Here is a 21,883-nt window from a genome sequence, read left to right as displayed (position 1 = left end):
TCGCGCGATTCGCAACGATCATGAGTGGGCACGACGCGTGCCGTGTACCGCGCAGCGGGCCGCGAGTATAGCCCGGCGCGCGCCGGCGGTTCGTCGTGCGCCGTTCGCCATTAGAATGCCGCCATGAGCAAATCGAGACACGTATCAGAAACGCCGGCGACCCAGCTGCTGCGCCGGCACGGCGTCGCGTTCGGCGAGCATCCGTACGCATACGTCGAACACGGCGGCACCGGCGAATCGGCGCGGCAGCTCGGCGTCGACGAGCACATCGTCGTGAAGACGCTCGTGATGGAAGACGAGCATGCGAAGCCGCTGATCGTGCTGATGCACGGCGATCGCACGGTGTCGACGAAGAATCTCGCGCGCCAGATCGGCGCGAAGCGCGTCGAGCCCTGCAAGCCGGAGGTCGCGAACCGTCATTCCGGCTATCTGGTCGGCGGGACGTCGCCGTTCGGTACGCGCAAGCCGATGCCGGTCTACGTCGAGTCGACGATTCTCGACTTGCCGACGATCTATCTGAACGGCGGCCGCCGCGGCTATCTCGTGAGCGTCGCGCCGTCGGTGCTGACGACGCTGCTCGGCGCGAAGCCCGTGCAGTGCGCGAGCGTCGACTGAGGGTTTCACCTTCGTGGCAGGCCGCGCGCGTTCGGTAGAATGGGCGCCGTTTCGGCTCGCCGCGCCGCGTCGGCGCCGGTCGGCCGGCCGTCCGCGCTGCCGCGCCTGCGTCGCATGGCGCGCCCGCCGCGCGCGAGCCGTCCCTTCACCGATACGTTGAAAGAAGAGTTTCCCGCATGCAGATCCTGCTCGCCGCCCTCATTGCCTACCTGATCGGCTCGGTGTCGTTTGCCGTCATCGTCAGCGCCGCGATGGGCCTCGCCGATCCCCGGTCGTACGGGTCCAAGAACCCCGGCGCGACCAATGTGCTGCGCAGCGGCAACAAGAAGGCCGCGATCCTGACGCTGATCGGCGATGCGTTCAAGGGCTGGATCGCCGTGTGGCTGGCGCGCCGTTACGGCCTGCCCGACGTCGCGATCGCGTGGGTCGCGATTGCGGTGTTCATCGGCCACCTGTATCCGGTGTTCTTCCGCTTCCAGGGCGGCAAGGGCGTCGCGACCGCAGCCGGCGTGCTGCTCGCCGTTCATCCGGTGCTCGGGCTCGCCACCGCGCTCACGTGGCTCATCATCGCGTTCTTCTTCCGCTATTCGTCGCTCGCCGCGCTGGTCGCGGCCGTGTTCGCGCCGCTGTTCGACGTGTTCCTGTTCGGCACGAGTCACAATCCGATCGCATGGGCGGTGCTCGCGATGAGCGTGCTGCTCGTATGGCGCCATCGCGGCAACATCGCGAAACTGCTGGCGGGGGAGGAGAGCCGGATCGGCGACAAGAAGAAGGCGGCCGCGAACGGCAACGCGCAGGGCGGCGGGAAAGCGTAATGCAGCGGGAAGGGCGCCCGCGCGCTGCAGGCAGCAGCGTGCCGGCGCCCGTCTCGCGACCGGTCAGTCGCGGAAGTTGTTGAAGTCGAGCGGCGTATCGGTCACGTCCTTGCGCAGCATCGCGATCACGCTCTGCAGATCGTCGCGCTTCGCGCCGGACACGCGCACCGCGTCGCCCTGGATGCTGGCCTGAACCTTGATCTTGCTGTCCTTCACGAGCCGCACGATCTTCTTCGCGAGGTCGCCCGTCACGCCCTTCTTCACCGTGACGACCTGCTTGACCTTGTCGCCGCCGATCTTCTCGACCTTGCCGTAATCGAGGAAGCGCACGTCGACATTGCGCTTGGCCATCTTGCCGATCAGCACGTCCTTCACCTGACCGAGCTTGAAATCGTCGTCGGCGAACAGCGTCAGCTCGCGGTCCTTCTGCTCGACGCGCGCGTCGGAGCCCTTGAAGTCGAAGCGCGTCGAGATTTCCTTGTTCGACTGCTCGATGGCGTTCTTCACTTCGATCATGTTCGCTTCGGAAACGACGTCGAACGATGGCATGGCATTCTCCCTTGAGACTTGAGGCACGGTGCCCGGCCGGCGCGCGGGCACTCGCTATAATTGCGGACTGTTTGCCATTTTACCGATGCCCTTCCGTTTGCCCAAGGCCGCGCCGTGCGGCCCGTCGGGCGGACGCGAGCGCGAATGCCGATGCCTCCTGACGAATCCGCCCTGTCGCTGCTCCCCGACCATCCGCTCGCCGCGCACAACACGTTCGGCATCGACGCGAGGGCGCGCTATGCCGCGCGCATCACGCATCCCGCGCAGTTCGAGGCGCTGCATCGCGACGCGCGCGTCGCGACGCTGCCGCATCTCGTGCTAGGCGGCGGCAGCAATGTCGTGTTCACGCGCGACTTCGACGGCCTCGTGCTGCTCGATGAAATCGCCGGGCGCCGCGTCGTGCGCGACGACGACGACGCGTGGTACGTCGAAGCCGGCGGCGGCGAGAACTGGCACGCGTTCGTCGGATGGACGCTCGAGCACGGCATGCCGGGGCTCGAGAACCTGGCGCTGATTCCGGGCACCGTCGGCGCGGCGCCGATCCAGAACATCGGCGCGTACGGCCTCGAAATGAACGCGTATTTCGATTCGCTCGTCGCCGTCGAACTCGCGACCGGGCGCAGCGAGCGTTTCGACGCCGCGCGCTGCGCGTTCGGCTATCGCGACAGCTTTTTCAAGCGCGACGGGCGCGGGCGCTTCGCGATCGTATCGGTGACGTTCCGGCTGCCGAAACGCTGGACGCCGCGGCTCGGCTATGCGGACGTCACGCGCGAACTCGATGCGCGCGGCATCTCGCCGGACGCGGCGACGCCGCGCGACGTGTTCGATGCGGTCGTCGCGATCCGGCGCGCGAAGCTGCCCGATCCGCGCGAGCTCGGCAACGCGGGCAGCTTCTTCAAGAATCCGGTGATCGATCGCGCGCAGTTCGACGCGCTGCATGCGCGCGCGCCGGGCATCGTGTCGTATCCGCAGCCGGACGGCCGCGTGAAGCTCGCGGCGGGCTGGCTGATCGACCGCTGCGGATGGAAAGGGCGCGCGCTCGGCGCGGCGGCCGTGCACGAGCGGCAGGCGCTCGTGCTCGTCAATCGCGGCGGCGCGACGGGCGCGGACGTGCTCGCGCTCGCGCGCGCGATCCAGCACGACGTGCGCACGCAGTTCGGCGTCGAGCTCGAGCCCGAGCCGGTCTGCCTGTAGTGCGGACGGATCCCGGCCGACTGCGGCCGGCGCGCCGGTTTCCCGTGCCGTACAAAAGGAAACGCCGATCGGACGATCGGCGTTTTTCATGCGATGCGCGCGGCGCAGGCCGCGCAGCGGCTGCGTTCAGTGCTTGAGGCGGCCCAGCAGCAGGAACTCCATCAGCGCCTTCTGCACGTGCAGGCGGTTTTCCGCTTCGTCCCACACGACGCTCTGCGGGCCGTCGATCACGCCGGCCGTCACTTCCTCGCCGCGATGCGCGGGCAGGCAGTGCATGAACAGCGCGTCCGGATTCGCGTGGCCCATCATTTCCTCGTCGACGCACCAGTCGGCAAACGCCTTCATCCGTGCCTCGTTCTCGGCCTCGAAACCCATGCTCGTCCAGACGTCCGTCGTGACGAGATCGGCGCCCTTGCATGCTTCGTTCGGATCGTCGAACACCTCGTAGAACGGTGCGCTGTCGGGCGACACGAGCTTCATGTCGAGCGCGTAGCCGGGCGGCGTCGACAGGCGCAGCTTGAAGCCGAGGATCTGCGCGGCCTGAATCCACGTATAGAGCATGTTGTTCGCGTCGCCGACCCATGCGACCGTCTTGCCGGCGATCGGGCCGCGGTGCTCGTAGTACGTGAAGATGTCGGCGAGCACCTGGCACGGATGGTATTCGTTGGTCAGCCCGTTGATCACCGGCACGCGCGAGTTTTCCGCGAAGCGCTGGATGATGTCCTGCTCGAACGTGCGGATCATGATGATGTCGACCATCCGCGAGATGACCTGCGCGGAATCCTCGACCGGCTCGCCGCGGCCGAGCTGCGTGTCGCGCGTGCTCATGAATACCGCGTGGCCGCCGAGCTGGAAGATCCCCGCTTCGAACGACAGGCGCGTGCGCGTCGAGCTCTTCTCGAAGATCATCGCGAGCGTGCGGTCGTGCAGCGGATGGTAGGTCTCGTAGTTCTTGAACTTGCGCTTCAGGATACCCGTGCGTTCGAGCACGTACTCGTAGTCTTCCAGCGAGAAATCCTTGAACTGCAGGTAGTGACGAATGGTTTTGGCGGTCATGAAACGAAATACGGCGGGCTTCACCCGGCGGCGACGCCGGACGGCGCCGCCGTCGGATGTGAATAACTCAAAGCAGCATAAAGGATTTTCCGTGCTTTGACGAGCCGCGCAGGCGAACGGGGATCGATCGCGGCGCAGCGCGGCCCGCTGTCCGGCAGGGGCGGCGAAACGACGCGCGATGGCGCGCTGCGGTATAATTTCGAAGTTTTCTCCAGCCCGGCACGCAAGCCGTTTCGCGGTTCTGCCGGACACAAGCCGTGCGCTGCACAAATCCCGTGCGGCGTGCCGGCCGCACGTGTCGATCGCCCGTTTTTCGGCGCGCCGGCACGCGCGAGCGGCGTCGATTCCAGCTTTGTGTTCGCGTGCTCACGCACTGTCGCGTGGGTATCGCCGGGCCGTCACTTGGGTAACCACATGGCTGAAACCCCCCCGACCGAATACTTCATCCAGGGCGTCACGAAAGACGGGAAAAAGTTTCGCCCGAGCGACTGGTCGGAACGTCTGGCCGGCGTGATGTCCTGTTTCGGGCCAGGGGCGAGCGGGCCGAATGCGCGTCTCCAGTACTCGCTCTACGTGCGCCCGACGCTGCTCGGCGACACCAAATGCGTGATCCTCGACTCGCGGCTGCGCGATGTCGAGCCGATGGCCTTCGATTTCGTGATGAACTTCGCGAAGGACAACAATCTCGTCGTGACCGAGGCGTGCGAACTGCCGGACTATAACGAGAAGAAGTGAGGCGCACGGGCGCGCCGCGCCTGTTGCGGTATTGCATGACACCGCGCAGGTATGCAGCGCCCACGCAAAAAAGCCCGCCGAAGCGGGCTTTTTTGCGATCGCAGGAAACAGGAGTGCCCGCACGAGGCGGGCACGCCGGAATTTACGCTGCTGCCTGCAGGCCCTTGACGGCTGCGGCGAGGCGGCTCTTGCTGCGAGCGGCCTTGTTCTTGTGAACGATCTTCTTGTCGGCGATCGTGTCGATCGTCTTGACGGCAGCCTTGAACAGCTCGGCAGCCTTTGCCTGGTCGCCGGCGTCAACGGCCTTGCGAACAGCCTTGATCGCGGTACGGAATTTCGAGCGCAGCGCCGAGTTGTGCGAGTTTGCCTTCGCGGCCTGGCGGGCGCGCTTGCGTGCTTGTGCGGAGTTAGCCATGACGGTTCCTTATCCTGTCCTGTTTCCAGAGCTTGGAGCCTGACGGCCAAGCGCTGCTTTTCGATCCGTCCCCTGAGAACGATTGCCCAGGGGCGCATAAAAAAACGGTGATTTTAACCGAGGCCGAGACATGGAAACGGCAGCCGCCGTGCATGTAACAGGCTCAGAAACCGGCGATTATAGCAACAAAATCAAGCGCGTGGCAAGTTCGGCGTAATCCCGCCGGACACGGGCGCCGGCGGCGCGGCGCGTTTTCGGCATCGCGCCGCGTCCGGTCGCGCAACGTCCGTATAATAAGCGCCCCATGAATCTATTCCGAGCCCTGCTGACGGTCAGCGGCTTCACGCTGCTGTCGCGCGTGACCGGACTGGCCCGCGAGACGCTGATCGCCCGTGCGTTCGGCGCCAGTCAATACACCGACGCGTTCTACGTCGCGTTCCGCATTCCGAACCTGCTGCGCCGGCTGTCCGCCGAAGGTGCGTTCTCGCAGGCGTTCGTGCCGATCCTCGCCGAGTTCAAGAACCAGCAGGGCCACGATGCGACGAAGGCGCTCGTCGACGCGATGTCGACCGTGCTCGCGTGGGCGCTCGCCGTGCTGTCGATCGTCGGGATCGCCGGCGCGTCGTGGGTCGTGTTCGCGGTCGCCTCGGGCCTGCGCACCGACGGCCAGGCGTTCCCGCTCGCGGTCACGATGACGCGCATCATGTTTCCGTACATCGTGTTCATTTCGCTGACGACACTCGCGTCCGGCGTGCTGAACACGTACAAGAGCTTCTCGCTGCCCGCGTTCGCGCCCGTGCTGCTCAACGTCGCGTTCATCGTCGCGGCGGTGTTCGTCGCGCCGCACCTGAAGGTGCCGGTGTTCGCGCTCGCGTGGGCCGTGATCGCCGGCGGCGTGCTGCAGTTCCTCGTGCAGTTGCCGGGCCTGAAGAAGATCGACATGGTCCCGCTGATCGGGCTGAACCCGCTGCGCGCGCTGCGTCACCGCGGCGTGAAGCGCGTGCTCGCGAAGATGGTGCCCGCGACCTTCGCCGTGTCGGTCGCGCAGCTGTCGCTGATCATCAACACGAACATCGCGTCGCGGCTCGGGCAGGGCGCCGTGTCGTGGATCAACTATGCGGACCGCCTGATGGAGTTCCCGACGGCGCTGCTCGGCGTCGCGCTCGGCACGATCCTGCTGCCGAGCCTGTCGAAGGCGCACGTCGACGCCGATGCGCACGAATATTCGGCGCTGCTCGACTGGGGGCTGCGCGTCACGTTCCTGCTTGCCGCGCCGAGCGCGCTCGCGCTGTTCTTCTTTGCGACGCCGCTGACGGCGACGCTGTTCAATTACGGGAAGTTCGACGCGCACACCGTGACGATGGTCGCGCGCGCGCTCGCGACGTACGGCATCGGGCTGATCGGCATCATCCTGATCAAGATTCTCGCGCCCGGCTTTTACGCGAAGCAGGACATCAAGACGCCGGTGAAGATCGCGGTCGGCGTGCTGATCGTCACGCAGCTGTCGAACTACGTGTTCGTGCCGCTGATCGGGCACGCGGGGCTTACGCTCAGCATCGGCGTCGGCGCGTGCCTGAACTCGCTGCTGCTGTTCCTCGGGCTGCGCCGCCGCGGGATCTACCAGCCGTCGCCGGGCTGGCTGCGCTTTTTCGTGCAGCTCGTCGGCGCGTCGCTGGTGCTGGCGGGGCTGATGCACTGGTTCTCGATCAGCTTCGACTGGACCGGCATGCGCACGCAGCCGCTCGAGCGCATCGTGCTGATGGGCGCGTGCCTCGTGCTGTTCGCTGCACTATATTTCGGTATGTTGTGGCTGATGGGCTTCAAATACGCTTACTTCAGAAGGCGCGCCAAGTGACGACCGCTATGACCCGCGTCCTCGACTACTTCAGCACGCTCGTGGCGGACGACGAGAGCCTGCCCGTCACGGAAGCCGCGCTGTCGCTGGCGCAGGACGCGTACCCCGACCTCGATCTGCAGGGCACGCTCGCCGAGATCGACATGCTCGCCGCGCGGCTGCGGCGCCGGCTCGCCGACGATGCGGATCTGAAGCACCGCGTCGTCGCGCTGAACGACTTCTTCTTTCGCGAACTCGGCTTCGCGTGCAATCACAACGACTACTACGACCCCGATAACAGCCACCTGAACGCGGTGCTGAAGCGGCGGCGCGGGATTCCGATCTCGCTGTCGGTGCTGTATCTGGAACTGGCCGAGCAGATCGGCGTGCCGGCGCGCGGCGTGTCGTTTCCCGGTCATTTCCTGCTGCGCGTGACGCTGCCGGACGGCGACCTCATCATCGATCCGACCAACGGCCATTCGCTGTCGGAAGCCGAGATGGTCGAGATGCTCGAGCCGTACGTCGCGCGTGCGGCGGGCGCCGTCGACAGCGCGTTGCGCGCGCTGCTGCAGCCGGCGACGAGCCGCGAGATCATCGCGCGGATGCTGCGCAACCTGAAGACGATCTATCTGCAGACGGAACGCTGGCAGCGGCTGCTCGCGGTCCAGCAGCGGCTCGTGATCCTGCTGCCCGATCATGTCGACGAGGTGCGCGATCGCGGCTTCGCGTATGCGCGGCTCGACTATCTGCGCCCCGCGCTCGAGGATCTCGAACAGTATCTCGGCGAGCGGCCGGACGCCGAAGACGCGACCGTCGTCGAGTCGCAGGTCAGCGAGTTGCGGCAGCGGATGCAGCGCGACGCCGAAGACTGACGCGGCACAAACGCGCAAAAAAAGCCGCCCGGAAGGGCGGCTTGCGTGGCGCAACGTATGCGCGCGATTACTTCAGCGCGTCGAATGCGCGCTCGCGGATCTCCTCGACGGTGCCGAGACCGGAGATCTTGCGATACTGCGGCGCCTTCAGGCCGTTTTCCTCGCCGCGCTTCGCCCAGTCGCCGTAATACGTGATCAGCGGCTTGGTCTGCGCCTCGTACACCTCGAGGCGCTTCTTCACGGTTTCTTCCTTGTCGTCGTCGCGCTGGATCAGCGGCTCGCCCGTCACGTCGTCCTTGCCTTCGACCTTCGGCGGATTGAACTTCACGTGATACGTGCGGCCCGACGCCGGGTGCGTGCGGCGGCCGCTCATTCGCTCGATGATTTCCGAGAACGGCACGTCGATCTCGAGCACGTAGTCGATCGCGACGCCCGCTTCCTTCATCGCGTCGGCCTGCGCGATCGTGCGCGGAAAGCCGTCGAACAGATAGCCGTTCGCGCAGTCCGCTTCCTTCAGACGTTCCTTCACGAGGCCGATGATCAGCGCGTCCGGGACGAGCTTGCCGGCGTCCATGTAGCCCTTCGCTTCGACGCCGAGCGGCGTGCCGGCCTTGACGGCCGCGCGCAGCATGTCGCCGGTCGAGATCTGCGGGATGCCGAACTTTTCCTTGATGAAGTTTGCCTGGGTGCCCTTTCCCGCGCCGGGCGCGCCTAACAGGATCAAACGCATGATGATATCTCCGGTATGTAGATTCGTATGGCGAGACGCGACGGTGTCGGCGACAGCGTGCACGGCGCTTGCGCGGCGCGGCGGCGGACCGGTCTGACGCGGCGCGTCGATCGGGCGACGCGCGGCTGCCGGCAGGGGCCGCGGCGGGAGCAAGCGAGCACGCGCAGGTCGCAGACGGCTCGCACAATCGCCCGATTATGCCATGGGTTATTTTGAATCCGGCCGAAAAAGGGCCTGCACCCGCGCGAGGTCGGCCGGCGTATCGACGCCGGCCGCGGGCGCGCGCTCGGTGACGAGCACCGCGATGCGTTCGCCGTGCCACAGCGCGCGCAGCTGTTCGAGCTGCTCGGCCTGCTCGATCGGCGCCTGCGCGAGCGACGGATAGGTGCGCAGGAAACGCGCGCGGTAGGCGTACAGGCCGATGTGCCGATAGACGGGCGCGGCCGGGGCCGGCATCGCGGCGACGTCGGGCCAGTGCGGCTGATAGGCGTCGCGGCTCCATGGAATCGGCGCGCGCGAGAAGTAGAGCGCAACGCTTTGCGCGTCGAGCGCGACCTTCACGATGTTGGGGTTGAACACGTCGGCCGCGTCGTGAATCGGGTGCGCGGCAGTCGCGATCGCGCAGGCCGGATGCGCGGCGAGATGCGACGCAACGTCGCGCACCAGCGCGGGATCGATCAGCGGCTCGTCGCCCTGCACGTTGACGACCACCGTGTCGTCGTGCCAGCCGCACGCGGCCGCGACTTCCGCGAGCCGGTCGGTGCCGGACGGATGATCGGCGCGCGTGAGCACCGCGTCGAAGCCGTGTTCGCGCGCCGCGTCGAGCACGCTCTGCGCGTCGGACGCGACGAGCACCTGCTGCGCGCCCGCTTCGCGCGCGCGCTCGGCCACGCGCACGACCATCGGCTTGCCGCCGAGATCGGCGAGCGGCTTGTTCGGCAGGCGCGTCGACGCGAGCCGGGCAGGGATGACGGCGATGAAGGGTTGCGGATGAGTCATCGGAATCGGGCGGTGAGAGGAGGTCGGGACGGGCGCCGCCGTCGCGACGGCGGGGCGCCCGGCGGCCGCGGCGGCCGGGATGCGGCGCGCGGCCGCGTGGGGCGACGCGGCGCTCAGCGGCCGGACGGATCGACCGGCGTGCCTTCGACGGTCTGCCGCGCTTCGTCGACGAGCATCACCGGGATGCCGTCGCGAACCGGATAGGCGAGCTTGTCCGCGTTGCAGATCAGTTCCTGCGCGGCGCGGTCATAGTGGAGCGGGCCTTTGCAGATAGGGCACACAAGAATTTCAAGCAGGCGAGCGTCCACGGAGTTTCTCCACAACGAGGGCAATGAGGCGGGGATCGAGCGCGGCTTCGACGGGGACGACCCACAGCCGAGCGTCGCGCCAGGAAGCGCCCAATTTTACTGCATCCTTCTCGGTGATCAGGATCGCGTCGACGGCGTCGTCGACGAACGGGTTGTCCGCGAACGCGTAATGGTCGGGCAGCGCGCGCGTCGCCGGCGCGAGGCCGGCCGCCCGCAGCGTCGCGAAGAAGCGCTCCGGCGCGCCGATCCCGGCCGCCGCGAGCACGCGCTCGTCCGCGAACTGCGACAGCGGGCGGCGCAGCGTCGGCTGGTCGAGATGCCATGCGGCGCCCGGCGTCAGCGCGAGCGAATAGGTGTCGGGCCACGGCGGCAGCGCGCCGCTGTACGGGTCGTTCACGAGCGTCGCATCGCGGTGCCGCGACAGCGGCTCGCGCAGCGGCCCGGCCGGCAGCAGAAAGCCGTTGCCGCCGAGCCGGTGGTCGAACACGACGAGCTCGACCGTGCGCGCGAGGCGGTAGTGCTGCAGGCCGTCGTCGCTGACGATCACGTCGACGTCCGGGTGCGCGGCACGCAGCGCCTGCGCGGCCGCGACGCGGTCCGGGCACACCCACACCGGTGCGCCGGTGCGGCGCGCGATCAGCAGCGGCTCGTCGCCGGCCGTGCCGGCACGCGAGGCGGGCGTGACGGCGGTCGGCGTTTTCACGTTCGCGCCGTAGCCGCGCGACACGACGCCCGGCGTGAAGCCGGCCGCGCGCAGCGCATCGACGAGCGCGATCACGGTGGGCGTCTTGCCGGTGCCGCCGACCGTCACGTTGCCGACCACGACGACCGGCACGCCGACGTCGACCGCCTGTTTCCAGCCGCGCGCGTACGCCGTGCGCCGCAGCGCCGCGCAGAGGCCGAAGGCGCACGCGAACGGCGTGAGCGCCCACGCGAACGCGCCGCGGCGCTGCCATTCGCGCGTCAGGCGCGTTTCGAGCCGCGCGAGCAGGCCGTCGGCCGCGCTCATCGGGCCGGACGCGGCATCGCAGGCGCCGCAGCGTGGGACGGGTTCGTCAAGGCGGATTCTCCGTTGGGCGGCGCGTGCCGCAAGGGGTTCGGAAGGCGGCACTCTAGCGCGCCGGCCGCGCTCGCCGCAAGCGCGGGCCGACGCAGCGCGAGACGGGGACGGAACGCGCGAGCTTGTGGATAACTCTGTGAAAAACTTGCCTGCCATTGGCCGCAAAGGCCCGCCGGACGGGCCTCGAATCGGATGAGAATCATTTCGAAAGGTTTAAAAAGAGCTATAAATCAATGAGTTAAACCAAATAGTCAGGCTTTTTGCGCGATTTTTCAGCGGTTTTCGCCGGCGCTTGCCAGAGTGTGGACACTTCGGTGCATGGCAGCGGCGCGGCATGACGCTGGACGCCGCGCGGATGTCGGACTATCGTGTCGCCGCCAGCATTCAATCGACCTTCCATGCTCTCCGACTCTCCTTTTGCCGCACCCGGCGCGACGCGCGGCGGCGACGAAGTGATTCCCGTTTCGGCGCTGAACCGCGCGATTTCGACGACGCTCGAACGCTCGTTCCCGCTGCTGTGGATCTCGGGCGAAGTATCGAACTTCACGCGCGCGGCGAGCGGCCACTGGTATTTCTCGATCAAGGATCAGCAGGCGCAGATGCGCTGCGTGATGTTCCGCGGCCGCGCGCAATACGCGGAGTTCATGCCGCGCGAAGGCGACCGCATCGAAGTGCGCGCGGTCGTCACGATGTACGAGCCGCGCGGCGAGGTGCAGCTGAATGTCGAGGCCGTGCGGCGCACCGGACAGGGACGGCTCTACGAGGCGTTTCTGCGGCTGAAGGCGCAGCTCGAGGCCGAAGGGCTGTTCGCGCCCGAGCGCAAGCGGCCGCTGCCCGCGCACCCGCGCGCGATCGGCATCGTCACGTCGCTGCAGGCCGCCGCGCTGCGCGACGTGCTGACCACGCTCGCGCGTCGCGCGCCGCATGTCCCCGTGATCGTGTATCCGGCGCCCGTGCAGGGCGCCGGCGCGGCGGAGAAGCTCGTCGCGGCCGTGCAAACGGCGAACGCGCGGCGCGAGGTCGACGTGCTGCTCGTCTGTCGCGGCGGCGGCTCGATCGAAGATCTGTGGTCGTTCAACGACGAAGCGCTCGCGCGCGCGATTGCGGCGAGTGAACTGCCGGTCGTCTGCGGCGTCGGGCACGAAACCGATTTCACGATCGCCGATTTCGCGGCCGACGTGCGCGCGCCGACGCCGACCGGCGCGGCCGAGCTCGCGAGCCCGCAGCGCGCGCTGCTGCTGCGCGAACTGGCCGAGCGCGAACGGGCGCTTGCCCGCGCACTGGCGCGCGGGCTCGAGCAGCGCGCGCAGCAGCTCGACTGGCTCGCGCGCCGGCTCGTGAGCCCGGCCGAACGGCTGCAGCGGCAGCGCGCGCACGTCGGCCAGCTCGCGGTGCGGCTCGCGACCGCGGCCGCGCGCCCGGTGCGCGACGCACGCGCACGGTTTGCGCTCGCGCAGTTGCGCTGGCAGCGCGCGCGGCCCGATCCGGCGCATGCGCGCCACGTGCTCGCCGGGCTGTCGCAGCGTCTCGCGGTTGCGCTGCAGCGCCGTCACGAGCGCGATACCGCGCGCGTCGCCGCATGCGCGGCACGGCTCGAGGTGCTGAGCCCGCAGCGCACGCTCGAGCGCGGTTACGCGGCGCTGATCGATGCGCAGACGGGCCGCGCGGTGCGCGCGCCGAGCGCGCTGAAACCGCAGCGCCGGCTGACCGTGCATCTCGCCGAAGGCTCGGCCGACGTGTCGCTGGCCGACGTGCAGCCGCGGCTGACCGATACGATCTGACCTGACCTGCGAGCCGACGCGCGAGCGCCGTCGAACGCGCCGCGCGGACGCCGGCGGCGCGGGCACGCGCGCTGCGCGTCTCGCCCGCGTGCCGCCCGTTGCGCGAACGCCGCTTTTCCGCATACCGCGGATAAATGGCCCACGAGTTTGCGGGGTTATTCGTCCTCGCCTACAATCGGACGCTCGGCAGCATTCAACACAGCCTCCCTACATACTCAACGAAGGAATCGCCATGGCTCATACGCTCCCGCCGCTCCCGTACGCTGAAGACGCACTCGCGCCGACCATCTCGAAAGAGACGATCGAGTACCACTACGGCAAGCATCACCAGGCTTATGTGACGAACCTGAACAACCTGATTCCCGGCACCGAGTTCGAGAACATGCCGCTGGAAGAGATCGTGAAGAAGTCGTCGGGCGGCATCTTCAACAACGCCGCGCAAGTCTGGAACCACACGTTCTTCTGGAACAGCCTGTCGCCGAACGGCGGCGGCGCACCGTCGGGCGCGCTCGGCGACGCGATCAACGCGAAGTGGGGTTCGTTCGACGCGTTCAAGGAAGCGTTCACGAAGGCCGCAGTCGGCACGTTCGGCTCGGGCTGGGCATGGCTCGTGAAGAAGGCCGACGGTTCGCTCGACATCGTGTCGACGAGCAACGCCGCCACGCCGCTGACGACGGCCGACAAGCCGCTGCTGACGATCGACGTGTGGGAGCACGCGTACTACATCGACTACCGCAACGCACGTCCGAAGTTCGTCGAAGCGTTCTGGAACATCGCGAACTGGGACTTCGCCGCGAAGAACTTCGCGTAAGTCCCTGCGTCGCCGCGCCGTGCGGCGCGCGACGTCGACGAAAAGCCCTCGGTTTCGAGGGCTTTTTTCTTTTCGGGCGCCGCGTTCGCGTTCGCCTCACGCGAGCGTCGTCGCCAGCCAGCCGAGCGCCGCGCTCGCGATCACGACGGCCCACGGCGGCACGCGCCAGAACGTCAGCGCGACGAACGCGACGAGCGCGGCGCCGAAGTCGCGCGGCGACACGATCGTGTCGGTCCAGACCGGGTGATAGAGCGCGGCGAGCAGCAGCCCGACCACGGCCGCGTTGACGCCCGCGAGCGCGGCCTGCATCCGTGCGTTGCGCCGCATGCGCGCCCAGAACGGCGCGGTGCCGGCCACGAGCAGGAACGACGGCGCGAAGATCGACACGAGCGCGATCATGCCGCCGAGCCAGCCGTTCGGCTCGATGCGCAGCGACGCGCCGAGGAATGCCGAAAACGTGAACAGCGGCCCGGGCACCGCCTGTGCGACGCCGTAGCCGGCGAGGAAGGTCGAATCGTCGACCCAGCCCGGCGCGACGACGGCGGCCTGGAGCAGCGGCAGCACCACGTGACCGCCGCCGAACACGAGCGCGCCCGTGCGGAAGAAGGCGTCGACGATCGCGAGGCTGTCGGCATGCAAGGCGCGGGCGGCGAGCGGCAGCGCGACGACGAGCGCCGCAAACGACGCGAGCCACAGCACGCCGGCGCGCGGCGACACGTGCAGCGGCAGCGGATCGTGCGCATCGCGCGCCGCTTGCGGCAGCAGCACGACGCCCGCCGCACCGGCCGCCGCGATCACGGCGATCTGCGTCCATGCGGCCGGCGCGAGCAGCGCGACGCACGCGGCCGCGGCCATCAGCGTCGCGCGCCGCGCATCGGCGCACAGCGTGCGCGCCATGCCCCATACCGCCTGCGCGATCACCGCGACCGACACGATCCGCAGCCCGTGCAGCGCGCCCGCGCCGAGCGGCGCGCCGCCCGCGTGCATGCCGAGCGCCGCCAGCATCATCAGCACGGCCGACGGCAGCGTGAAGCCGAGCCAGGCGGCGCACATCCCCGCATAGCCGGCGCGCGACAGCCCGATCGCCATCCCGACCTGGCTGCTCGCCGGGCCCGGCAGGAACTGGCACAGGCCGACGAGATCCGCATAGGCGCGCTCGGTCAGCCAGCCGCGCCGCGTGACGAATTCGTCGCGGAAATAGCCGAGATGCGCGACGGGACCGCCGAACGACGTGAGCCCGAGCCGCAGGAATGCGACGAACACGGGCCAAGGGCGTCGGCCGGAGGCGGACAGCGTCGACGGGTTCAAGGCGGGGCGCACTGGCGGTTCACGTAGACGAATGGGACACGAGCGGCGATCGGCCGATCGGACGAGCCGCCACGATAGCGCAATGCGCGCGCGGCGGGGCGGCGGCGCGCTCAGCGCGGCCCGTCATGCAGCCCGCTCGCGCGGCGCAGCGCGTCGACGTCGACGATTTCGATCTCGCCGACATGCAGTCGCACGACGCCGTCCGCCTGCAGTGCATTCAGCAGCTGATTGGTCGTCTGGCGCGTCAGCGACAGCATCGCCGCGAGCTTCTCCTGCGACAGCCGCACGCGCGTGCGGCCCGCGCTGATCCCGCCGTAGCCGTCGGCGATCATCAGCAGACGCGCGGCGAGACGCTGCGCGGCCGACATCACGCTCATCGATTCGACGGTCAGGAAGCTCAGGCGCAGCTTCTGCGCCATCAGCAGCGCGAACTGCCGCCAGTATTGCGGCGTCGCGTCGAGCATCGCGAGCAGCGCGGGCTGCGGCACGTGCAGCAGCAGCGCGTCGTCGAGCGCGACCGCGTCGTGCGTGCGCGGCTGCCCGTCGAACAGCGCGATTTCGCCGAACCACGTGACGGGATCCGCCACCGTCAGCAGCGCTTCCTTGCCGTGCGCGTCCACCGCGCCGATCGTCAGCGAGCCGTCCAGCACCGCGTACAGCCCGCACGGCGGATCGCCGCGCCGGAACAGCGCGTGTCCGGCCGGCAGGCGGCGCAGTTCGGCGGCGGCGAGCAGTTGCGCGCGCAGCGCCGGCGGCAGCGCGGCGAACCACGGGTGCGCGTCGAGCTGCGGCAGGTACGGGGCGAGCGAGGCAGGCATGGGGCGCGATGTCGGGTAGCTGACAGAGGGACGCAGGCGTGACGGGCATCATAGCGCCAACGACCGTTTCAGGAGACGCGATGAAGACGCTCGAAGACCATCTGTCGCAATACGCGGCCTACCATCGCGATGCGCGCAATATCGCGACGCATCTGGTCGGCATTCCGCTGATCGTGTTCGCGGTCGAGGTGCTGCTGTCGCGGCCGGCGCTCGCGGTCGCGGCCGGCGTCGCGCTGTCGCCGGCGCTGCTGCTCGCGGTGGCGATCGCGGTGTTCTACGTGCGGCTCGACCTGCGCTTCGGGATCGCGATGGCCGCGTTGCTGGCGCTCGGACTGTGGGCCGCGCAGACGGTCGCGCGGCTGCCCACGGCGCAGTGGCTCGCGATCGGCGTCGGTGCGTTCGTGATCGGCTGGATCGTGCAGTTCGTCGGCCACTGGTTCGAAGGGCGCAAGCCCGCATTCGTCGACGATCTGATCGGCCTGGCGATCGGGCCGCTGTTCGTCGTCGCCGAACTCGCCTTTTTCGCGGGGTGGCGCGACGACGTGCGGCGCGAAGTCGAGCGGCGCGCGGGGCCGGCGCACGGCGGCAGGCATTCGCACGTCTGAGCGGCGGGGAACGCGTGCCGCGCACGCGTCGTGCGCAACGACTAAGATGCGGAGCATGCGTCGCAAGACGCGCCTGCGGAGCAATCGCCATGGCGGATCGTCCGACTCTCGACGCTTACGACACGCACGCCGCGCAGTACGCGCAGGACTGGCTCGACCAGGCGCCGCCCGACGACATGTACGCGCTGCTCGAACAGCATTTCGCGCCGGGCCCGACCGCGGACGTCGGCTGCGGCGCCGGGCGCGACACCGCGTGGCTTGCCGCGCGCGGATTCGACGTGCGCGGCTACGACGCGAGCGCGGCGCTGCTCGACGAGGCGCGCCGCCATCATCCGTCGCTGCAGTTCGAAGTGGCTGCGCTGCCGGCGCTGGCCGGCGTGCCGTCGCGCGCGTTTCGCAACGTGCTGTGCGAGACGGTCGTGATGCACCTCGAGCCGGCCGACGCGGCGGCCGCGGCCGCGCGGCTCGCCGATCTGCTGATGCCGGGCGGCACGCTGTATCTGAGCTGGCGCGTAGCCGGCAGCGGCGCGTCGCGCGATGAGCGCGGCCGGCTGTACGCGTCGCTCGATGCCGCGCGCATGCGCGCCGCGCTCGGCGCGGACATGCGCGTGATCGACGAGCATGAAGTCGTCAGCGCGTCGTCGGGCAAGCGCGTGCATCGGCTGATCGCACGCAAGGCAGACCCGGCCGCGTAGCCGCGCGTGTCATTCGCGGTTCAGCGCCGCTTCCCAGTTGATGTCGACGCACAGCACCTGCATGCCGGTCGCGCCCGGTGCGGCGATCGACGCGGTCACGCACAGGTGCGCTTCGTTGATCGACAGGTACGGCGAGGTCAGATGCACGCGCCCCGGCGTGCGCATCGCGTCGATGAAGTACGGGCGACGCTCCCAGCTCGCGCCTTCCGAATGCAGCAGCGGCCGGAAGCGCTTCGCGCGCTGCGACACGCTGCCGCGCGCGAGCACGTTGTCGCCGATCTGCCGGCCCGACGCGTCGAGCAGGAAGCAGCGCGCGGTGTCCGGCAAGCCGAGCACGCCGGCGGCCGCCGCGATCAGCGTGTCGCCGGCGCCGAGCCGGGCGCTCGCCTCCTCGAGCGCGGCGACGTAGGGCGCGAGCCGCTCGGCCTGCGTGCGCTCGCGTTGCGCGACGCGCAGCCGCAGCGCGGCCGACAGCGTGTCCATGCAGCCCGCGGCGGCCTGCGGTTGCACCGGATCGACGCTCGGCCCCGCGAAGTACTGGCCCTGCACGAAATCGACGTTGCATTCGAGCGCGATCAGCGCATCGCGCTCGGTCGCGAGGCCGCCCATCAGCACGAGCTGACCTGACTCGTGCAGCAGCGACACGAGCCCCGGCAGCACGCGCTCCAGATGCGAGTGCTCGCTCGCCTGCGCGAGGATGCCGCGATCGAGCGTGACGATGTCCGGATGCAGATGCCAGACGCGGTCGATGTTCGAATGCTTCGCGCCGAAGCCGCCGAGCGCGATCAGGAAGCCGGCCTTGCGCAGCCCGTCGACGATCGCCGCATAGCGCGGCGTTTCGCCGCCCGCCTGCTCGGGCACCTCGAGCACGACGCGGTGCGGCGGCAGTCCGAGCGTCTTCAGGTTCGCGAGCAGCGCGTCGCCGTACACGGTATCCATCAGCGCGGCCGGATGCAGGCTCAGGAAGAGCCATTCGTCGTGGCTGTCGAAGGCGTGGAAGTTGCCCAGATGCAGCGATTCGGCGAGGCGGCCGAGCTCGAGCAGATCGCCGCGCCGCGCGGCCTGCGTGAACACCTCGTGCGACGCGACCTGACGGTTTTCCTCGTCGTGTGCGCGCAGCGACGCGTGATAGCCGATCGCACGGCGGTGCGACACCGAGAAAACGGGCTGGAACACGCTGAACACGGTGTAGCCGCCGTACAGCACGGTGCGCCGGTTTCCGTCGTCGCCGGCGACCGGGCGGGGCGGCTGAAAGCCGGGAGGGTCGATGTCGAGCATGCTCATGATGTCGGCCGTGGGAAGCTGCCAGTTTACCTACAGAATAGGCCAGCAAGAAGCATGCACGGTTGCGACCCCGGCGCGCACGCGCTGCGCGGGCACGGGACGCGCCCGCTCGCACCGCGCTGGTGCGCGCTGCGCGTCATGTGCGCTCGGACGGATCGGTCTTGTGCGCGCGGCCGCGTACCTCGGGCGCGAGCTGGCCGAAAATCCATGCCGACGCGGCCGTGATCAGCCCGACGCAGATGAAGGTTGCGTGGAACGCGGGCAGCGTGTTGCTCGGCGTCACGGTGCGCAGCATCCCGGTGAAGGTCGCGAGCAGCGCGCCAGCGACGGTCACGCCGAGGCTCATCGACAGCATCTGCACGAGCGAGAACAGGCTGTTGCCGCTGCTCGCGCCGCCCGTGCCGAGATCCTTGAGCGTCAGCGTGTTCATCGCGGTGAACTGCATCGAGTTGAAGCCGCCGAACAGCGCGAGCTGCACGACCTTCAGCCAGACGGGCATCGTGTCGCGCATCAGCGCGAAGCTCGCCATCATCACGCCGACCATGATCGTGTTCGCGAGCAGCACCTTGCGGTAGCCGTACTTCATGATCAGCCGCGTGATGAGCCGCTTCGAGAACATGCCGGCCGCGGCGACGGGCAGCATCATCAGCCCGGCCTCGAACGCCGAATAGCCGAGGCTCACCTGCAGCAGCAGCGGGATCAGGTACGGCATCGCGCCGCTGCCGATCCGCGCGAACAGGTTGCCGAGCAGCCCGACGCTGAACGTATGGATCTTGAACAGTTCGAGCGAGAAGATCGGCTGCGGCGCGCGCACCGCGTACAGGCCGTATGCGACGAAGCAGGCGAGGCTCAGGATCAGCAGCACGAGCACGGCCGCGTGCTGCATCCCGAGATCGGCGAGCCCGTCGAGCGACAGCGAGATCGCGACCATGCCGATCGTCAGCAGCAGATAGCCCTTCACGTCGAAGCGGCCGACGGCCGCGTTGCGCGCGTCGGGCATCGAGAAGAACGTCGCGACGCAGCCGACGATGCCGACCGGCACGTTGATCAGGAAGATCCAGTGCCACGACGCGATCTTCACGAGCCAGCCGCCGAGCGTCGGCCCGATCAGCGGGCCGATCAACCCCGGAATCGCGACGAACGACAGCGCGGGCAGATAGCGCTCGGCCGGAAACGTGCGCAGCACGGCGAGCCGGCCGACCGGCAGCAGCATCGCGCCGCCGACGCCCTGGACGATGCGGAACACGACCAGTTGCGGCAGCGTATGTGCGTTCGCGCACAGCAGCGAGCCGAGCGAAAACACGAGGATCGCGCTGAAGAAGACGCGGCGCGTGCCGAACGTGTCGGCGAGCCAGCCGGACACCGGAATCATCACGGCCATCGTCAGCGAATAGGCGATCACGACCGATTGCATCCGCAACGGCGATTCGCCGAGACTCGCGGCCATCGACGGCAGCGCGGTGTTCACGATCGTCGAATCGAGCGTCTGCATGAAGAAGCCCGTGGCGACGAGCCAGAGCATGACGGTGAGGTTCTTTTCGCCGGGGGCGGCGGCAGACGGGCGGTCGGACATGAGGCGAGGGCGGGGGCGCAGGACACCCGACATTGTAGGGAAAGCGCTCGCGCCGTGCAGACGGGCGTCACCTCGCGCGGCGCTGTCTCGTGCGCGCGGCAGTACAGTTCTGTCGAAAGTGTCTGCAGGCGTATCTGTCGGCGTGCCGCTGCCGTCCGAAATACTGACGTCATCGGACACAGGCGACCGGGAGGGGCGATGCGCGAATGGCGACTCTACGCGATGGACGGCGACGAGCCGGCCGGCCGGTGGCGGATCGTCGACCGTACCACGCTGCACGTGACGCACGGCGTGCTGTGGGTCACGATCGAAGGCCGGCTCGACGATCACTGGATGCGCGCAGGCGATGCGCTGACGTTCGCGCCCGGCATGCGCGTCTGGATCGGCGCGGAGCGCGGCGGTGCGACGTTCGCGTTCGGGCCGCGTCGCGCGCCCGTTGCGCGCGCCGCACCGGCGGTGCGGCACGCGCCCGACGGACGGCGTCACGCGGCCGCGTCGTTGCCGACGTAGCGTGCGCGCGGCCGGATCAGCTTGCCGTTCGCCGACTGTTCGAGCGCATGCGCGATCCAGCCGGCCGTGCGGCCTGCCGCAAACAGCGTGAAGGCCGCGCCGTCCGGCAGCGCGAGCGCGCGTTCGAGCGTCGCGAGCGCAAAGTCGATCGTCGGCTGCAGCCCGGTCGCCGCTTCGACGCGTGCGGCCAACGTGCGCGCCGCGCGCAGGGCCGGCCGCTGCGGCATCGCCGCGTGCAATGCGTCGAGCAGCGCCCGCGCGCGCGGATCGCCGTCCGGATACAGCGGGTGCCCGAAGCCGGCCAGCGCGGTGCGGCCGCCGTCCGCGCGTTCGTCGTGCGCGATCCGCAGCGCGAGGTAGCGGTCGAGATCGGCGGCGCGCGCCGCTTCGTCGAGCAGCGTCGCCGCGCGAAACGTCTCGCCGCCGTGGCGCGGTCCCGATAGCGCGGCGAGCCCGCCCGCGATCGCGCCGAACAAGTGCGTGCCGGTCGACGCGATGCAGCGCACCGCGAACGTCGACGGGTTCAGTTCGTGATCCGCGCAGAGCACGAGCGCGCGGCGCAGCAAGTCGGTGTGATCGCCTCGACGCACGCGCCAGGCAGCGGCGAGTTGCCGATGCACGGGCGCGTCGGACGGCGCACAGCCGGCGAGTGCGGCGGCCGCGACACGCAGCAGCAGGGCGGCCGAATCGAGCTGCGCGTCGCGCTCCTGCGCCCACAGTCGCGGCAGCGACGCGGCGGCGGCCGGCAGCAGCACGAGCGCGCGGTCGAGCGGGGCGAGATGCGCCCAGCGGCGCGCCCAGTCGTCCCATTGCGCGCGATCGAAGCCGCTCGCGTCGAGCGAGGCGGCGGCGAGCCGCGCCGGTGCGCAGTCCCAGAGCCGCGCGGCGGTCGCTTCGAGCGTCGCGTCGTTTGCGAGTGCGATCGCATCGGCGCCGCGGTAGCGCAGGCGGCCGTCGGCGATCTGCGTGATCCGCGATTCGAGCACCGGTACGCCCCAGTCGAGCGAACGCTCCGCGACCCCGCCTGCCCGTTTCGCATCGGCTCGCCGGCGCGCGAGCAGGCGCACTTCGTCGGCGTCGTAGCGACGCCGCTTGCCCGCGCCGTCCGGCAGCGAGCGCAGCAGCCCGCGGCTCACGTATGCGTAGAGCGTGCTCACGCTGATGCCGAGCTGATCGGCCGCTTCGGGCGCGCTGAGAGACGTCATGTCGATCGCTCCTGTCGGCGCGCATAAGACGCGCTCGCGCTACAACTATTCGTTATGTATTGATTCGCGCAATCAAGATTGATCGCGTGTGTGGCGAATTCTAGACTCGAT

General features: G+C 69.0%; 24 protein-coding genes. 11 read left to right on the top strand and 13 right to left on the bottom strand.

Annotation, left to right across the window (positions count from 1 at the left end):
* Positions 1 to 123 precede the first annotated feature (123 nt).
* Positions 124 to 615 (top strand): aminoacyl-tRNA deacylase, encoded by a 492-nt coding sequence (locus NP80_RS25850; protein WP_006410357.1) that lies wholly within the window; start codon positions 124 to 126, stop codon positions 613 to 615.
* Between the two features lie 176 nt (positions 616 to 791).
* A complete protein-coding gene (gene plsY / locus NP80_RS25845) occupies positions 792 to 1,430 on the top strand; it encodes a glycerol-3-phosphate 1-O-acyltransferase PlsY (protein ID WP_006410355.1) in 639 nt (212 codons plus the stop codon).
* A gap of 63 nt (positions 1,431 to 1,493) precedes the next feature.
* Here the strand turns inward: plsY and NP80_RS25840 are convergent, their stop codons facing one another.
* The gene (locus NP80_RS25840) at positions 1,494 to 1,979 is read right to left on the bottom strand and encodes a YajQ family cyclic di-GMP-binding protein (RefSeq protein WP_006398488.1); all 486 of its coding nucleotides are present in this window, start codon (positions 1,977 to 1,979) and stop codon (positions 1,494 to 1,496) included.
* A gap of 144 nt (positions 1,980 to 2,123) precedes the next feature.
* Here NP80_RS25840 and murB point away from each other — a divergent pair, with 144 nt between their 5' ends.
* Complete coding sequence (gene murB / locus NP80_RS25835) at positions 2,124 to 3,173, top strand: UDP-N-acetylmuramate dehydrogenase (protein WP_006410358.1); 1,050 nt, start codon at positions 2,124 to 2,126, stop codon at positions 3,171 to 3,173.
* A gap of 126 nt (positions 3,174 to 3,299) precedes the next feature.
* On the opposite strand, the gene argF is transcribed toward murB, so the two are convergent.
* On the bottom strand, positions 3,300 to 4,229 hold the full coding sequence (gene argF / locus NP80_RS25830) for an ornithine carbamoyltransferase (protein WP_012212838.1): 930 nt from the start codon (positions 4,227 to 4,229) through the stop codon (positions 3,300 to 3,302).
* 414 nt (positions 4,230 to 4,643) lie between these two features.
* Here argF and NP80_RS25825 point away from each other — a divergent pair, with 414 nt between their 5' ends.
* The gene (locus NP80_RS25825; RefSeq protein ID WP_035488618.1) at positions 4,644 to 4,964 is read left to right on the top strand and encodes a DUF3579 domain-containing protein; all 321 of its coding nucleotides are present in this window, start codon (positions 4,644 to 4,646) and stop codon (positions 4,962 to 4,964) included.
* A gap of 142 nt (positions 4,965 to 5,106) precedes the next feature.
* On the opposite strand, the gene rpsT is transcribed toward NP80_RS25825, so the two are convergent.
* The gene (rpsT, locus tag NP80_RS25820; protein WP_006398494.1) at positions 5,107 to 5,379 is read right to left on the bottom strand and encodes a 30S ribosomal protein S20; all 273 of its coding nucleotides are present in this window, start codon (positions 5,377 to 5,379) and stop codon (positions 5,107 to 5,109) included.
* 304 nt (positions 5,380 to 5,683) lie between these two features.
* Here rpsT and murJ point away from each other — a divergent pair, with 304 nt between their 5' ends.
* Together murJ and NP80_RS25810 are read left to right on the top strand one after the other, a co-directional pair.
* A complete protein-coding gene (gene murJ, locus NP80_RS25815) occupies positions 5,684 to 7,234 on the top strand; it encodes a murein biosynthesis integral membrane protein MurJ (protein WP_006406421.1) in 1,551 nt (516 codons plus the stop codon).
* A gap of 8 nt (positions 7,235 to 7,242) precedes the next feature.
* Positions 7,243 to 8,085 (top strand): SirB1 family protein, encoded by an 843-nt coding sequence (locus NP80_RS25810; RefSeq protein ID WP_006406420.1) that lies wholly within the window; start codon positions 7,243 to 7,245, stop codon positions 8,083 to 8,085.
* A 67-nt stretch (positions 8,086 to 8,152) separates the two neighbouring features.
* Here NP80_RS25810 and adk read toward each other — a convergent pair whose 3' ends face one another.
* The 5 genes from adk to NP80_RS31490 form a co-directional block, all read right to left on the bottom strand.
* Positions 8,153 to 8,815, bottom strand: a complete 663-nt coding sequence (gene adk, locus NP80_RS25805; RefSeq protein WP_006398497.1) for an adenylate kinase — start codon at positions 8,813 to 8,815, stop codon at positions 8,153 to 8,155.
* A 207-nt stretch (positions 8,816 to 9,022) separates the two neighbouring features.
* On the bottom strand, positions 9,023 to 9,814 hold the full coding sequence (gene kdsB, locus NP80_RS25800) for a 3-deoxy-manno-octulosonate cytidylyltransferase (protein WP_006406419.1): 792 nt from the start codon (positions 9,812 to 9,814) through the stop codon (positions 9,023 to 9,025).
* 113 nt (positions 9,815 to 9,927) lie between these two features.
* On the bottom strand, positions 9,928 to 10,122 hold the full coding sequence (locus NP80_RS25795) for a Trm112 family protein (protein ID WP_006398499.1): 195 nt from the start codon (positions 10,120 to 10,122) through the stop codon (positions 9,928 to 9,930).
* Positions 10,103 to 11,131, bottom strand: a complete 1,029-nt coding sequence (gene lpxK / locus NP80_RS25790; RefSeq protein ID WP_006409112.1) for a tetraacyldisaccharide 4'-kinase — start codon at positions 11,129 to 11,131, stop codon at positions 10,103 to 10,105. Before lpxK ends, NP80_RS25795 begins: the two co-directional genes overlap by 20 nt.
* Before the next feature lie 289 nt (positions 11,132 to 11,420).
* A complete protein-coding gene (locus tag NP80_RS31490; protein ID WP_006406417.1) occupies positions 11,421 to 11,582 on the bottom strand; it encodes a hypothetical protein in 162 nt (53 codons plus the stop codon).
* Between NP80_RS31490 and xseA the strand changes: the two genes are divergently transcribed.
* Entirely contained in the window at positions 11,581 to 12,963 is a 1,383-nt protein-coding gene (xseA, locus tag NP80_RS25785; RefSeq protein ID WP_045594234.1) for an exodeoxyribonuclease VII large subunit, read from the top strand. The genes NP80_RS31490 and xseA overlap by 2 nt on opposite strands.
* Positions 12,964 to 13,195: 232 nt before the next feature.
* Complete coding sequence (sodB, locus tag NP80_RS25780) at positions 13,196 to 13,774, top strand: superoxide dismutase [Fe] (protein WP_006398503.1); 579 nt, start codon at positions 13,196 to 13,198, stop codon at positions 13,772 to 13,774.
* Positions 13,775 to 13,870: 96 nt separating this feature from the next.
* Here the strand turns inward: sodB and chrA are convergent, their stop codons facing one another.
* Both chrA and NP80_RS25770 read right to left on the bottom strand, forming a co-directional pair.
* The gene (gene chrA / locus NP80_RS25775; RefSeq protein WP_045594232.1) at positions 13,871 to 15,082 is read right to left on the bottom strand and encodes a chromate efflux transporter; all 1,212 of its coding nucleotides are present in this window, start codon (positions 15,080 to 15,082) and stop codon (positions 13,871 to 13,873) included.
* A 110-nt stretch (positions 15,083 to 15,192) separates the two neighbouring features.
* A complete protein-coding gene (locus tag NP80_RS25770; protein WP_006411349.1) occupies positions 15,193 to 15,900 on the bottom strand; it encodes a Crp/Fnr family transcriptional regulator in 708 nt (235 codons plus the stop codon).
* A gap of 80 nt (positions 15,901 to 15,980) precedes the next feature.
* Between NP80_RS25770 and NP80_RS25765 the strand changes: the two genes are divergently transcribed.
* Together NP80_RS25765 and NP80_RS25760 are read left to right on the top strand one after the other, a co-directional pair.
* A complete protein-coding gene (locus NP80_RS25765) occupies positions 15,981 to 16,505 on the top strand; it encodes an Mpo1 family 2-hydroxy fatty acid dioxygenase (protein ID WP_006411348.1) in 525 nt (174 codons plus the stop codon).
* Between the two features lie 89 nt (positions 16,506 to 16,594).
* On the top strand, positions 16,595 to 17,200 hold the full coding sequence (locus NP80_RS25760) for a class I SAM-dependent methyltransferase (protein ID WP_006411344.1): 606 nt from the start codon (positions 16,595 to 16,597) through the stop codon (positions 17,198 to 17,200).
* Positions 17,201 to 17,209: 9 nt separating this feature from the next.
* Here NP80_RS25760 and NP80_RS25755 read toward each other — a convergent pair whose 3' ends face one another.
* Together NP80_RS25755 and mdtD are read right to left on the bottom strand one after the other, a co-directional pair.
* Positions 17,210 to 18,484 (bottom strand): EAL domain-containing protein, encoded by a 1,275-nt coding sequence (locus tag NP80_RS25755; protein WP_006405907.1) that lies wholly within the window; start codon positions 18,482 to 18,484, stop codon positions 17,210 to 17,212.
* Between the two features lie 136 nt (positions 18,485 to 18,620).
* A complete protein-coding gene (mdtD, locus tag NP80_RS25750; protein ID WP_006411345.1) occupies positions 18,621 to 20,057 on the bottom strand; it encodes a multidrug transporter subunit MdtD in 1,437 nt (478 codons plus the stop codon).
* A gap of 198 nt (positions 20,058 to 20,255) precedes the next feature.
* On the opposite strand from mdtD, the gene NP80_RS25745 reads away from it, so the two are divergent.
* The gene (locus NP80_RS25745) at positions 20,256 to 20,567 is read left to right on the top strand and encodes a DUF2917 domain-containing protein (protein WP_045594229.1); all 312 of its coding nucleotides are present in this window, start codon (positions 20,256 to 20,258) and stop codon (positions 20,565 to 20,567) included.
* Here the strand turns inward: NP80_RS25745 and NP80_RS25740 are convergent.
* Positions 20,540 to 21,772, bottom strand: a complete 1,233-nt coding sequence (locus NP80_RS25740) for a citrate/2-methylcitrate synthase (protein ID WP_045594228.1) — start codon at positions 21,770 to 21,772, stop codon at positions 20,540 to 20,542. The two genes, NP80_RS25745 and NP80_RS25740, sit on opposite strands and share 28 nt — an antisense overlap.
* Positions 21,773 to 21,883: the final 111 nt, after the last annotated feature.

Source organism: Burkholderia multivorans ATCC BAA-247 (assembly GCF_000959525.1).
Lineage (GTDB): Bacteria > Pseudomonadota > Gammaproteobacteria > Burkholderiales > Burkholderiaceae > Burkholderia > Burkholderia multivorans.
The sequence above is the reverse complement of the archived record's forward strand: the minus strand, read 5'-3'. Positions and strand labels throughout refer to the sequence as shown.